Annotated in this window: 14 protein-coding genes; 2 read left to right on the top strand and 12 right to left on the bottom strand. The window is 46.7% G+C overall.

From position 1 onward, the window contains the following. Positions 1-33: 33 nt before the first annotated feature. The 4 genes from JOE49_RS12355 to JOE49_RS12340 are packed head-to-tail and all read right to left on the bottom strand — an operon-like array spanning position 34 to position 3603. The gene (locus tag JOE49_RS12355) at positions 34-921 is read right to left on the bottom strand and encodes a metal ABC transporter permease (protein WP_209941342.1); all 888 of its coding nucleotides are present in this window, start codon (positions 919-921) and stop codon (positions 34-36) included. After that, entirely contained in the window at positions 918-1847 is a 930-nt protein-coding gene (locus JOE49_RS12350; protein WP_028543034.1) for a metal ABC transporter permease, read from the bottom strand. Before JOE49_RS12350 ends, JOE49_RS12355 begins: the two co-directional genes overlap by 4 nt. A 5-nt stretch (positions 1848-1852) precedes the next feature. Further along, positions 1853-2617 (bottom strand): metal ABC transporter ATP-binding protein, encoded by a 765-nt coding sequence (locus JOE49_RS12345; protein ID WP_023987614.1) that lies wholly within the window; start codon positions 2615-2617, stop codon positions 1853-1855. Positions 2618-2631: 14 nt separating this feature from the next. Beyond that, entirely contained in the window at positions 2632-3603 is a 972-nt protein-coding gene (locus tag JOE49_RS12340; RefSeq protein WP_209941339.1) for a metal ABC transporter solute-binding protein, Zn/Mn family, read from the bottom strand. Positions 3604-3839: 236 nt separating this feature from the next. Here JOE49_RS12340 and JOE49_RS12335 point away from each other — a divergent pair, with 236 nt between their 5' ends. Next, positions 3840-4616, top strand: a complete 777-nt coding sequence (locus tag JOE49_RS12335) for a DUF3153 domain-containing protein (RefSeq protein ID WP_075153921.1) — start codon at positions 3840-3842, stop codon at positions 4614-4616. A 192-nt stretch (positions 4617-4808) separates the two neighbouring features. Here the strand turns inward: JOE49_RS12335 and JOE49_RS12330 are convergent, their stop codons facing one another. The 3 genes from JOE49_RS12330 to JOE49_RS12320 all read right to left on the bottom strand — a co-directional run bounded on the left by JOE49_RS12330 (position 4809) and on the right by JOE49_RS12320 (position 6234). After that, a complete protein-coding gene (locus JOE49_RS12330) occupies positions 4809-5234 on the bottom strand; it encodes a thiol-disulfide oxidoreductase DCC family protein (RefSeq protein WP_023987611.1) in 426 nt (141 codons plus the stop codon). Positions 5235-5364: 130 nt separating this feature from the next. Beyond that, positions 5365-5691 (bottom strand): hypothetical protein, encoded by a 327-nt coding sequence (locus tag JOE49_RS12325; protein ID WP_025722703.1) that lies wholly within the window; start codon positions 5689-5691, stop codon positions 5365-5367. A 123-nt stretch (positions 5692-5814) separates the two neighbouring features. Continuing rightward, entirely contained in the window at positions 5815-6234 is a 420-nt protein-coding gene (locus tag JOE49_RS12320; RefSeq protein ID WP_013309264.1) for an organic hydroperoxide resistance protein, read from the bottom strand. Between the two features lie 642 nt (positions 6235-6876). On the opposite strand from JOE49_RS12320, the gene JOE49_RS12315 reads away from it, so the two are divergent. Beyond that, complete coding sequence (locus tag JOE49_RS12315; protein WP_023987609.1) at positions 6877-8196, top strand: Nramp family divalent metal transporter; 1320 nt, start codon at positions 6877-6879, stop codon at positions 8194-8196. Positions 8197-8274: 78 nt separating this feature from the next. Here the strand turns inward: JOE49_RS12315 and JOE49_RS12310 are convergent, their stop codons facing one another. The 5 genes from JOE49_RS12310 to JOE49_RS26900 form a co-directional block, all read right to left on the bottom strand. Then, positions 8275-9165: a GNAT family N-acetyltransferase gene (locus tag JOE49_RS12310; RefSeq protein ID WP_209941337.1), complete on the bottom strand. Its 891-nt coding sequence runs from the start codon at positions 9163-9165 to the stop codon at positions 8275-8277. Positions 9166-9331: 166 nt separating this feature from the next. Further along, positions 9332-10060: a potassium-transporting ATPase subunit KdpC gene (kdpC, locus tag JOE49_RS12305; RefSeq protein WP_209941335.1), complete on the bottom strand. Its 729-nt coding sequence runs from the start codon at positions 10058-10060 to the stop codon at positions 9332-9334. A 19-nt stretch (positions 10061-10079) separates the two neighbouring features. After that, positions 10080-12110, bottom strand: a complete 2031-nt coding sequence (kdpB, locus tag JOE49_RS12300) for a potassium-transporting ATPase subunit KdpB (RefSeq protein ID WP_069080983.1) — start codon at positions 12108-12110, stop codon at positions 10080-10082. Between the two features lie 37 nt (positions 12111-12147). Then, positions 12148-13824, bottom strand: coding sequence for a potassium-transporting ATPase subunit KdpA (gene kdpA / locus JOE49_RS12295; RefSeq protein WP_068939857.1), 1677 nt, complete (start codon positions 13822-13824; stop codon positions 12148-12150). A 139-nt stretch (positions 13825-13963) separates the two neighbouring features. Then, on the bottom strand, positions 13964-14041 hold the full coding sequence (locus JOE49_RS26900) for a potassium-transporting ATPase subunit F (RefSeq protein WP_071559652.1): 78 nt from the start codon (positions 14039-14041) through the stop codon (positions 13964-13966). Positions 14042-14160 lie beyond the last annotated feature (119 nt).

The following is a 14160-nucleotide window of genomic DNA, read 5'->3' as shown; positions in this document are numbered from 1 at the left end:
TTTGGGTAACTCATATGGGATCACTTCCTACAATCACTTGCTATCTTCGCCAACGATCCCCCGTTGTTGAAATAACTTTTGCCATACCACACCGTGAGACGGGGAAAAGAGGAAAGCCAAGAGCAGCAACACACCCGATACACACAGCATACATGCTGCAATAGAAGCATCCAATACACTTGCTGTGTAAAAGCCTACGACCGAACTGATCGTCCCAAATCCGACGCTGTATACAATCATACGAGACAACTTTTCTGTCAGCAAATAAGCGGTAAGCGGCGGTACTACGAGCATGCCAACCACCAGAATTGCACCCACGCTCTCAAATGACGCCACCGTCGTTAGTGAGACGAGGCTCATCAGCAGATAATGAAAAAAAACAACTGGAATGCCTAATGAAGCTGCCAAGGCGGGATCGAAGGAAGTGATTTTAAATTGCTTGAAAAAGCCCCCTATCACGAGCAAATTGATCAAAAACATCGCGCCCGTAATCCACACAGCCCTCGGACCGACATCGAAGCCGGCTATTTCTAACGTATTCCACGGCACATAAGCAATTTCCCCATACAAAACGTGATCCATATCCAGATGGGCATTGGAAGCAAACACACTGATCAGCAAAACACCGATAGCAAACAATGTCGTAAACACTACCCCAATAGCAGCATCACTTTGCAGACCGCTTTGTTGGAATAGCTGAATCAGGTACACCGTTAAAAGACCCAACACTGCCGCACCAAACATCATCCACACCGAATCCCTCGATCCGCTGATGAGAAAGGCAATGACAATCCCCGGCAATACCGCATGACTGATTGCATCACCGATCATAGCCATTTTTCGGAGCACGAGAAAGCACCCGACGATACTACATCCCCCTGCCACTAACATTCCCGTCAAAATTACATAAAATGAACTCATAGGGCACGCTCCTCCCTTGGCTGTGTTCCGACTGTCTGCTCCAGATTTTTTCTGGCGTTCAACCGAACGATAGCCTTGGAGATCATCCCGCGCTGCGGCGCAAAAATCAAGCTCACTCCAAACACCACAGTCGCACACAACACGCATAACGGTCCTGTAGGCAGATTTTGTCCCAGAGAGCTAATGACCGTCCCACCAAGGCCTGCTATAGCACCAAACAAGCCTGATAGGCACACCATGACACCCAGCTTCTCCGTCCAGTATCTTGCCGACACGGCCGGGGTAATCAGCAGAGCAGCCATCATAATGACTCCCACGGCCTGAATGCCAGCAACCACCGCAATGACAATCAATAGCATCAACAACTTATCCAGCAAACCTGCCGGAAAACCAAGACCGCGGGCAAAGCCGGGATCAAAGCTGAGCAGCTTAAATTCCTTGAAAAATAATATACATATTCCGATGAGTACCACCGAAATTACCGCCATCGTATAGACATCAGACAATACCATTGCCGCAGCTTGACCAAATAGAAATTTATCCAACCCGCTTTGGTTTCCTGCGCCACTATGCTGGATTTCGGTCAACAACATAATGCCGAAGCCAAAAAATACCGACAGCACCGCTGCAATCGCGGAATCGCTTTTAATTCGTGAATACCGGGTTAATGCACTGATGGCAAAGGTAGCAACAATCCCCGCAATAGCGGCCCCAATCATAAATCCAAACACGGATTTTGTACCTGTGATCATAAAAGCCACACATACCCCCGGCAAAGCCGCATGTGCCAAAGCATCTCCCATGAGCGACTGCTTGCGCAAATACATAAAACTGCCAATCACCCCGCTGCTTAAACCGAGCAAAATGCAGCCCAGCAAAATCCACTGCATGTTTGGGTCGGTCAAAAGCGTTGCCAAGCTTGTCATACTGCTCACCTCACTCCGAGTATCGTACCGGAATCCGGGCCTGTTTTGAGTATACTCAGACGCCCGCCATACGTACGCTGCAGATTTTCCTCGGTAAAAATATCTGTCGTCTCTCCAAACGCCATCAGATGCCCGTTCAACAGCATAACCTGGTCAAAATAATCCGTGACCGTAGATAAATCATGATGAACGACAAGCACGGTTTTACCCTGCTGTTTCAGATCATTGAGCAATGAAATAATGGCTTTTTCTGTTGCAGCGTCCACACCGACAAACGGTTCATCCATAAAATAAAGCTGAGCATCCTGCGCAAGTGCTCTGGCTAAAAAAACACGTTGTTGCTGACCGCCAGACAATTGACTAATCTGCCTGTCTGCATATTTGCTCATTCCAACCTTGTCCAAACTCTCCATCGCAGCCTGACGATCTGCTGCTCCCGGACGCTTAAACCAGCCCAATCTGCCATACCGTCCCATCATAACCACATCCAATGCGTTCGTCGGAAAATCCCAATCCACCGACTCCCGCTGTGGTACATAGCCAACCTTGAGTAGCTGTTGCTTGTAGGGCTTGCCATAGACCAGCACCTCGCCCCTAAGCTTTGGAATCAGTCCAAGCGCTGCCTTGATCAGTGTAGATTTCCCAGCCCCGTTCGGACCGATAATACCAATCAGCTTGCCTTCCGGCACCTCAAAGGAAACATCGAACAAAACGGGCTTTTTTTGATAAGCTACCGATAAATCACGAACGACAAGTGGTGAATGCCCCATGTATCTCTGCCTCCTTATTTAAGAGCTTTAACAATCGTATTAACGTTATGCTTGACCATTCCAATATATGTTCCATCTTCTGTGCCCTCTTCACCCATGGCATCCGAATACAGCTCGCCACCAACCTTAATTATATGACCTTGCTGAGCGGCCCCCTGAATAACCGCATCTATGGCCTTTCTCGGAACACTAGATTCTACGAATATAGCCTTGATTTTATGTTCGACCAGATAATCTCGCAGCTTGGTCACATCTTGAGAACCCGCTTCTGATTCTGTGCTCATACCTTGAAGTCCTCTCACTTGAATGTGGTAGGCATCTCCGAAATAGCCGAAAGCATCATGTGCCGTGACAAGCACGCGCTGGGCTTCCGGTATACTGGCAATCTGCTCCCTCGTGTAATCATCCAGCTCTCGCAGCTCAGTGAGATAGGCTTCTGCGTTGGCCTTATATTCCTCCGCATGAACAGCGTCTAGCGCCGACAATTCATCTCTGACGGTTTCTACCGCAGACATCCAATTCTGTACGTTAAACCAGATATGTGGATCATGCTCAGATCCCATTTCCGGGCTACCTGCACGCAAGTGATCCTGGGCGATGTTTTTGGACACGGATATGACGGGTTTTTGCTTGCTGATTTTCTCCAGAATGTCCTGCATTTTTCCTTCCAGATGCAACCCGTTATAAAAAATAACGTCGGCCTGATCCAGCTTGCGCATATCTCCCTGAGAAGCCTTGTACAAATGCGGGTCAACGCCTGACTTCATAATTCCCGTGACCTCCACATGATCACCGCCGACCTTGCCGACAATGTCAGAGATCATACCGATGGTAGCCGTAGCCTTTATTTTTTGTCCCGCCTCTCTCGCAGTTCCCTGCTCCTTCTTCTTAGCATCGGTACATGCAGTCGCTAGAACTAGAGCTAGAGACAACACTCCAACCGTCGTTACCCATCGCGGCAAAGCCTTCTTAAACTGCTTGTTCATGTTTTAAAATCCTCCTTTGAATATTCGTTTTGGGACAAACTATTTCCTTGATTCAATTATTTTTTATCAATACTATATTTTAGAGTATACACTAAAGTTTTTACCTAGGGAAACATTTTATAAAATATAATTCTTATGTATTTCGTTATACCGTTCGATTTTCGTTCTCCCAATGTGTAATATATAGAAGATATCCAGTCATTAAACCAAAGAATACATATAAAGAGGTGCAGGTCATGGAGCCAACAGGATACAGCCCTTATCGGAACAAACGTCGGCAAGTTCGGATACGAAAAATACTGCTCATTTTTATGCTGGTGTGCTGTCTGCTTGCCCTAACTTCCTGTGCTCGAGGTGACATCCATGTAGATGTTCATCTCGATCAAAGTGTAGATATGGATGCAACGTTCAGTGTAAACAACCAGACACTGATGATGTTGGACAATCCCGGGCTGCTAGATCGATTAGTCAAGCGTATTCAAAGCAACAATGTAGATGTACAGCCGCTAGCTGAACAGGGAAGAAAGGGATATCAAATCAAGGGACATTATCAAGGAGATTGGAGCACAAACAAAAAAAATCCCAGTCAGGGATTAAATCTACCTGAGGGATTAGAAATAAAGCGTGCTGTGAGTCAACATTTTTTCACAACGAATATTGATCTTACCATGAAGCTCGATCTACCACGGATGCTTCCTAAAGAAGCTCAAGGACTGAGTGACAAATTTGAGCAAATGAATGTGTTTGCGCGCAAATTACTGGAGCGGCAGCTGGATCTTAACTTCAGCCTATCCTTACCCATCCAACCTGCTACCAATAATGCGGACCGTGTGTCGGAAGACGGAAAAACACTATATTGGGACATTGCTCCTTTGGAATCTAACGAGCTAAAATTGTCTGTTAACGTACCCAATGTACGACATATCGTGTATGTAGCTGTTACGAGCCTGATACTGATCGTGATCGCTGTGATCTTACTAATTCGTAGACATCGCTCCAAAAAAGAAACTTAAAAAAGTAACTAAAAGTGCGTGTTCAAAAAGTCGGCTTTTCAGGACCGAGAAGATTGGATGAAGCTAGGGACTGAGTAGCGGAGCGTAGACAGATCTACGTGAGCAACGGAAGGCCCGGCTGAATTCAAGATTCGACGTCGAATCCGCTTCTTGATTAGCTTCGTTATGGAAAGACGACTTTTTGAACAACCTCTAAAAAAATCGTTGTCTGATTTCTGGTGGGGGGATCTGACATTGATCCTCTTCATCCTTGCCAAACCAACGATATCGGTTACGCGCCACCCAGTTATAGACTGCATTGCGCACAAAGCGGGGAACCAGGATGAACACATAGGCCAGCGGATATGGAAAACGAAGACGTTTGGCAATTCGCAAAGCTGCGGTTGACCTTGTATAATACGTACCGTCTTCAATCAGCACGAACGTATCCAACTGATCTGTAGATAGTCCTCCTGCACGTAATAGTTCTTGTCCTGCCTCAGATTGCAGGGAACCAAAATGAAATGTTCCCTTAGGGTCACGCTTGATAATAAAGCGGGCCGCTCCCTGACAAAAGTGGCATACCCCATCCACCAACACAATGGAATGATCTGAATGGGCATGATCAGACTGGTTCATAAATGCATTTCACCTCCAGAGAAATCAACGGCATGAATACCAGCAACGCAACCATATGAATATAAACAAAAAAACGCCGAAAGTATCCGACGCTTGTTTAGAAATGTATAGTCTTTACCTGTTCGAAAAACTAGCTCAATGCTTTCTCAAACAGCTGTTTCGTATTAATTTGCTCTAAAAACTCCTCATGGAACTTATCCATACACTTGCAGATAAAATCCTTATGGCATACCGGGCAAGGCGTCGTTAGCAGTCGACTAATATTCGTCAAGGTCCACTCCGGATTACGTTGAGAAAAAACGCGGCACTCCGTTCCATCGGCCAAACTCATTTTAAACTCATAAAGCCCTTCTTTTTCGTTGCTGCCAGCCAGCGTGAAATTAACAATATTCGGTCTGTAAGACATCATATCACCCGTATTTTTCAAATTTGTTTCGTACCTGATGACCAGAATCACCTAAGCCATCTTAATGAATTTTGGCGATGATGTCAAATGGTCGCGAATCTCAGCTAATCAAGATCTATGTGCAAAAGCCGCCAATAAATCGGCGGCCAGAGTGTAAAAGTTATAGAAATGCAGTCAAATGACATTGAGCTCGACATCAATGTTACCGCGTGTTGCTTTGGAGTATGGACAAAAATCATGTGCTTGGCGTGCCAAATCTTCGGCCTGGGCGCGTTCAATACCAGGTATTTTCACATCCAGACGTACCGCCAGCTGGAAGCCGCCATCGCTTGGGTCCTTGCCGATAGATACGTGGCTGGTGACCTCAACATTATCCACCTTCACCTTAGCCTTTCGGGCCACGTTAGCCAATGCGCTCTCATAGCAGGCGCCATAACCTGCCGCAAACAATTGCTCCGGATTCGTAGCTTCTCCACCTGCGCCACCCAGTTCCTTCGGCGTACTGAGCTTATGCTTCAAAACCCCATCAGATGAAGCGACTGAACCGTCTCTTCCACCATGTACCGTTGCTGATGCTGTGTATAATGCTTCCATGATTTCATCTCTCCTTCTCTATATTATTTGCATTCCGCAGGAATCTATCGTCATGTTAATACATGATTTCCTTCTCGTATGTACTTTAAACGAACTACACAAAATGAATCATTTAAAACATGGAAGTTAACTGATTTATTTACCGTTTAATCCCACCTGAAACGCGTAAATTCGAAGAAAAAGGATTGCACTGGGCTATTTATCGTTTCAGTCCGAATGACTACAAGGAAATTGATAAAATATGGAACGGCGTTTACCCGGAAGATGGACAACCTTTGTATGTTAAAGACGGTCCTCCCGAAGGAGCTCCATCCCCGATTTGGAGGAAAAGCCAGAAATGTTCTCCCTAGGACTATCCTCGGAAGAAATTGAGGAACTGGCTGCACGGCTCTCCCGCAATATTTAAAAGATGTAATTCAAAAAAAATCCAAAACGACCAAGCTGCTCCCCTCAGAGTGATATAGCTTGGTTTTTCTATTGTTCAGCTTTATACGATGGCTATATTGCTTCAAAAATACGATTAACTTGCTTGACCACACAAAAGTTGCACTAGACAAAAACTATTGTGGGTGTACAATAGGGATAACACAATCGTTATGTCACTAATAATATATTTCAACATCAATAAAGAAGGTGAAGCGTATGAAAAATACAAAGGGCAACTTCGCGGAAATCGCTTCACTGTCGGAAGTGAATCGTTCCTTGAGCGTCCCGAAAGACGGGACCTGGTTTCGGAAGTTTCTTGCCTTTGCTGGACCCGGCTATATGGTCGCAGTCGGCTATATGGACCCCGGCAACTGGGCCACAGACATCGCCGGCGGATCGAAATTCGGCTACACGCTGCTTAGTGTCATTCTAATCTCCAACCTGATGGCCATCCTGCTGCAAGCCTTATCTGGCAAGCTTGGCATTGCCACAGGTAAAGATTTGGCTCAAATGTGCCGTGATGCCTATAGTCGTCCTGTCGCGATCGGCTTATGGCTATTGTGCGAAATTGCCATTGCAGCCATGGATTTGGCCGAGGTCATCGGTTCAGCCATTGCGCTGAAGTTGCTGTTCGGTCTACCGTTACTATACGGAGTTATCATTACAGCATTTGATGTTATGCTCATTTTACTGCTGCAAAACAAAGGTTTTCGGGCATTGGAAACACTCGTCATTGTGCTGATGGCGACGATTGCCGGCTGTTTTGGCATTAATCTCCTTTTGGCACAACCGGAATGGGGCGGCGTATTGGGCGGCTTTGTACCAGACTCGCAAATTTTGACGAATCCAAGCATGCTGTATATTGCCATCGGTATTATGGGCGCTACGGTAATGCCGCATAACCTGTATCTGCATTCTTCTATTGTACAAACTCGCAAATTTGAGCAGACTTCAGCAGGTAAACGGGAAGCTATTACATTTGCAACTTGGGATTCCAGTATAGCGCTGATGTTCGCTTTATTTATTAATGCCGCCATCTTGATCGTGGCAGCTGCTGTATTCCATACGGCAGGAAGAACAGATGTAGCCGAAATTAGTGATGCCTATTATCTGCTTTCGCCACTACTGGGAACCACACTGGCGAGCATACTATTTGGGGTGGCATTACTCGCCTCAGGTCAAAATTCAACCGTAACAGGCACTTTAGCTGGACAAATCGTGATGGAGGGCTTTTTGAATCTTCGTCTTTCACCTTGGTTGCGTCGTCTAGTGACCCGCCTCATCGCGATCATTCCAGCGGTTATCGTCACTGCAATCGCAGGTGAAAAAGGTGCGGAGGAACTGCTTGTGCTGAGCCAGGTCATCCTGTCCATCCAGCTTCCCTTTGCCATCATTCCATTACTGCTCTTTACCAGCGACAAAAAGATTATGGGTGAATTCGCAAATAAAATGTGGCAAAAAGTATTAACCTGGATCGTGACCGCTGTCATTATCATCTTGAATGTAGTGCTCATCATCCAAACGATTTCAGGTTAATCGGTAGCCAAATATGAATATATTAAAAAGGTATCTCACTTGCCCCAATGGCAGCGAGATACCTTTTTTTTGTTCATCCTATTTTATTTGTCCTGTATAAATTAAATTTTGTATAGCACTCACATAATAATGAGACTCGGCAGAAATCTCAAACCCTATTGACCGATAGAGGTTCAAGGCACGCTCATTTTGCGTAACTACTCCTAGTCGAATCTTAGTGTACTGCTTGGCAAGCAAGATTTTCACCAAACAAGCAAGAATTTCACGGCCATACCCTTTGCCTTGGTATAATGGATGGACACAGAAATCATGAATAACAGCTGCATCCGTATGAACATGATTGACTCGAATCATTCCGACCGGTGTCAGTCTATCTACAGCGAGGTAAGTTACACGTTCTGGTTCTCTCGTATGCTTAAAATAGTTCTTTGTCCAAGACTCGGAATCACCAAAAGCTTGCGATGAACATTCAACCATAAAATCAAAATCCTGATCTTCTTCTAGCCGCAAAACTAAGCCGGATTGATGTAACCTATCAGATTGGAACCGATTTAAATTCATGGAGAATTCAGACGTACTAAAGTTGGCCCCCAAGTGCTTCACACAATCTATTCCAGGCATTGAATTGGACGGGATTCTGATGCGACATGCTTTGATGCCTTGTAATTCTATCTCAGCTGCAGCATTGTACACTAAGGAGCGGAATACACCCTGGCGCCGATAATTAGGATGAACCATAGCGTTAATATTAGCTTCGATTTCATCTGATGTATACCAACTGAGATAGCCAATCAACTGGTTGCCCAATTGGCAAAGGATCGCTTTATCTCCACCGTTTTCTTTAAGGCTTTCTATGCCCACTCTTAAACTTGATCCGTCGAAATTCTTGCATAGTTGTTCCAACATTCGTATTCGAGCAATCTGATGATCTGAAAAATCATTCATTTTAAAAAATTTATAATCTTGCATATTATTGGTTACCCTCATCAAGAAGAAACCACGCAGTTTATGGACGAGTAGGCGCTGTCCTTCTATAGTCTGTCCGCTTATTCATCGTTACCATTTGGACCGCCTCCTTGATCATATATGAGTACTATTTTAACTTAATTATCAGACAAATCAATTTATTATATTCTCAACGCTTGGCAGGCTCTACCTTCATTTGCGCCTTAAGCGCGAGATTCAGCTTGAGCACATTCACACGTGGCTCGCCGAACACCCCTGCGCTGCGGCCTTCTGTCTGCTCCTGCACCAGTGCTCTCAGTTGATCCTGCGGGATACCCGTCAAGCCACTAATGCGCGGAATTTGCACCCGTGCCGCCTGTGGCGAGATGTGCGGGTCCAGACCGGAGCCGGAGTTCGTAATCAGGTCCACCGGAACCTGACTAACGGGTACATCCGGGTTATGCTTCTGCCAATCCGCAATAGAGTCCTTGACTCGCTGTATCAAGGCTGGATTCGATGGCGCGTAGTTACTTGAGCCTGAACCAGCCCCATTGTAATCAACGCTCGATACCCGACCTTGAAAAAACGCCGAATCGGCAAAGGACTGCCCAATCAGTTCGGAGCCGACCACCCGCCCCTCCGCGTCACGAAGCATACTGCCGTTTGCTTGCTGTGGAAACAGAACCTGCGCTACTCCTGTACTGACTAGCGGATATGCCAAACCGCATAAGAGAATCATCAGCACCGAAGTTCGCAAAGCCACTCCAATAACTGTACTTCCTCGCATCTCTTGTCTCTCCGGTTGTCCTTCTGACACTGTCCCGGTCCCTGTACGTTTGTTATGACCTTGCCCACCAGATTCGGCTTTTTCGTGCGCAGCAAATCTGCGTCCAGACATCATCCGATAAAAACCACTCATGTCGTTCACCCTTTCTGCGCTAAATCCACAAATGCACCAGCAAATCAATGGCCTTAATGCCAACAAACGGTACGACCATACCGCCCAGACCGTAAATCAGCAAATTCCGTCCCAGCAGGCGATCCGAGCTCATCGGCTTATACTTCACGCCCTTCATGGCCAGCGGAATCAGAAGCGGAATAATAACCGCGTTAAAGATCAGCGCCGACAAAATAGCGGACAGCGGGGAGCCAAGCCCCATGACGTTCAAAGCGCCCATTTGTGGAATGGCCAGCATGAACATCGCCGGGATGATGGCAAAATATTTGGCAACATCGTTTGCAATGCTGAACGTTGTCAATGCTCCGCGCGTCATAAGCAGCTGCTTGCCGATCGCGACCACCTCAATAATTTTGGACGGGTCGGAATCTAAGTCCACCATATTAGCCGCTTCTTTGGCCGCGACTGTGCCGCTATTCATGGCAAGACCGACATCCGCTTGCGCCAGCGCAGGTGCATCATTGGTGCCGTCTCCGGTCATAGCAACCAGCTTACCCTGTTCCTGCTCACGTCGGATAACCGCTATTTTGTCCTCCGGCTTGCTCTCAGCTACAAAGTCGTCCACACCCGCTTCTCGTGCAATTGTAGCTGCTGTCAGTGGATTATCTCCGGTGCACATGATCGTACGGATACCCATTTCCCGGAGCTGATCAAACCGTTCCTTCATGCCTGGCTTCACTGTATCCTTCAGATAAATAATGCCGTATATCTGATCATCCAGCGCGACTGCCAGCGGTGTACCTCCTTCAGAGGCTACCTGATTCGCTTTTTCCTCCAGATCGGCTGGAACACTGCCGTTTTGCGAGACGATCCATTGCCGAACAGAATCCACCGCGCCTTTGCGTACCTTTCGTCCATCGGCCAGATCCAGACCACTCATCCGGGTCTCCGCCTTGAATTCGATAAAGGTTCCACCTGCTGCCAAGGATGCATCCAGCGTATGCTCCTGTTTGCGCATCAATTCGAGAACCGAGCGACCCTCTGGCGTCTCATCCTTCATAGAGCTAATCGCTGCCCACTTCACTAACTTTGCCTTCTCCACGCCCTCTACAGGCACGAATTCACTCGCCATTCGGTTCCCAAAGGTGATTGTACCTGTTTTATCCAAAATCATCGTGTTGATATCCCCAGAAGCTTCTACCGCCTTGCCTGACATGGCCAGCACGTTAAACTGGGTGACCCGGTCCATACCGGCAATCCCGATGGCTGACAGCAGTCCTCCAATCGTGGTTGGAATCAGACAGACTAGCAACGAAATCAGCACAGGAACAGGCAAATCAATGTTAAAATGACGGGCAATCGGCGCTAGCGTAACCACTACAATTAGAAAAATAATCGTTAAGCTAATAAGCAAAGTGTTCAGTGCAATCTCATTCGGCGTTTTTTGCCGCTGTGCGCCTTCCACGAGCGAAATCATTTTATCAATAAATGTCTCGCCCGGCTCTGTCGTAATCCGCACCTTAATCCGGTCACTGACCACTCGCGTCCCGCCGGTTACCGAGCAAAAATCACCACCCGATTCCTTGATGACCGGAGCCGATTCGCCCGTAATTGCAGATTCATCCACCGAAGCCAGACCTTCAATGACCTCACCATCGCTTGGGATCATTTCGCCCTGGGAGACAATAACCACGTCTCCCTTACGCAATTCGGTTGAGCTAACCACCTGAATGTCATTTCCGATGAGCTTGTTAGCTTGCGTATCCTGCTTGGATTTTTTTAAAGAGGCAGCTTGTGCCTTACCCCGCCCCTCCGCGAGCGCTTCGGCAAAATTAGCAAAAAGCAACGTAAACAACAGAATAACAAACACGGCCAGGTTAAAGCCCATTTCCTTGCCAGTTCCAAAATAACCGGGAAGCAGTAACATTAGCAGCACGACCAATGTACCGATCTCCACGACGAACATGACAGGATTCTTCATCATAATCATCGGATTTAATTTTATAAAGCTATCCTTGATCGCATGCTTCAAGATGCTTCTGTCCAGCATGTGTTTGCGTTGTTCCTTCATGATCAAACACCCCGTTCATCCATTCTCATTTTCTTCTTCACATGGTCAAAAATTCAGCAACAGGTCCCAATACAATAACGGGTAAAAAGGTCAACGCACCAATCAGCAGCACGACCCCGATCAGAATGGCTCCAAATAACTTGTTGTCCGTACGCAGTGTCCCCGTCGTCACCGGAGTCGGTGCTTTGGCATTCAATGAAGCCGCCACAGCCAACAATGCAATCATAGATACATATCGTCCGAAGAACATAACCAGCCCTGTTGTCATGTTCCAGAATACGTTGTTATCCGAAAGACCTTCAAATCCCGAACCGTTATTTGCAGCAGATGACGCATATTCATAGAGCACCTGAGTCAACCCGTGATAGCCAGGGTTAGTGACCGCGTCGTATCCCCAATGACTCATAAACGCAAGCGCAGTTGGGGCGAGAATGAGAAACGGATGTACCAAAATGGCAATCGCGATCAGCTTCATTTCCTTGCCTTCAATTTTCCTTCCCATAAATTCCGGAGTTCTCCCGACCATCAGTCCGCATATAAACACACCCAGAATCGCATACATCAGCATATTCATCAGCCCGACACCCTTGCCGCCAAAAATGACGTTTAGCATCATTTCTCCCAAAGCAGCCATGCCACCCAGTGGGGTTAGTGTATCATGCATATTATTGACCGAACCTGTCGTTGCCGCTGTTGTGACCGCAGTGAATAAAGCCGATTGTCCAATGCCGAAACGAACCTCTTTCCCTTCCATGCTTCCTTGAGAAGCATCCACACCCAGTGTCTGGATTAACGGGTTACCTGTCTTTTCAGACACGTACGTAATAGATAGAAAAATAAGAAACAATACCATCATGGAGCTAAAAATAATCCAGCCCTGCTTACGATTACGGGCAAACAGTCCAAAGGTATACGGCAACGAAGCCGGCATTACCCACATTGCCAAAATTTCCAGCACGTTCGTCCAAGGACTTGGATTTTCAAAAGGATGCGCAGAGTTAGCTCCCGCATAACCGCCTCCATTCGTCCCCAAATGCTTGATGGACTCCAGAGAAGCAATGGGCCCCATAGAAATCTGCTGCTGTGTTCCGCTCAGCGTCGTAAGATCCGCCGTAGGCTGTAGCGTCTGTGGTACCTTCAATCCAACCAGCACCAGCGTAAGCACAAAGGCCAGCGGCAGGAAAATCCTTATAATGGCTTTAATAAAATCTTGAAAGAAATTGCCCATCCCTTCACCGCGCCGTGTCAATCCTCTCATAAAAGCCGCAGCAACCGCAAAACCGGAAGCAGCCGAAGTGAACATCATCATCGTGACGAACGCCATCTGTGTCAGATACGTAAGCCCGCTTTCTCCGCTATAATGTTGGAGATTCGTATTCGTCATAAAGCTGATTACCGTATTAAAAGCTAGTGATGCTTCCATATTACTGTTTCCAGCCGGATTACCAGGAAGCATTCCCTGTAAACGCAACAGCAAGTAGCTGATCGCCACAAGCACGACATTCGTTGCAATGAAACTCATAACATACGTAGTCCAACGCATGCTCTCCAGCTTCTTCAATCCTACTATCTTATAAATCAGCTTTTCTGTTCCGCCAAAAATCCGATCCGTCCGATTGGGTTCATTCGAGAATACATGATACATATAGGTGCCCACTGGCTTTACCAAGAGCAGCAATATGACGATCACAATTCCAATTTGAAGCAGCTCCATCCTTTATTCCTCCTTCAAAATGCTCCTGCGTTTGGAACAACAGACCTGCTTCCAGAGCACCAATTGTGTGCAAACCCGCTACCTATAATGCTTAATATTCAGATCTGTTGTTCCCGCCCGCTCTATCCCCTATAGCTGACTAGAACTTTTCAGGGTTCAGGAGTGCGTAGATTAAATACATAAACACAATAGCCGTAAGCCCAAGTATAACGATCATCCTCTTCGTCCTCCTTTAGAGGTCTGCGCATCACACCAGCGTACAAACAGCAGTATCACTCCATAACTCACAGCCATGACGAGCAGCATGTATATATCCATCATGTTTATACCCTCCGT

Origin of the sequence: Paenibacillus sp. PvR133, assembly GCF_017833155.1 — a bacterium.
Lineage (GTDB): Bacteria > Bacillota > Bacilli > Paenibacillales > Paenibacillaceae > Paenibacillus > Paenibacillus polymyxa_B.
This window is presented reverse-complemented; position numbering and strand designations above follow the sequence as displayed.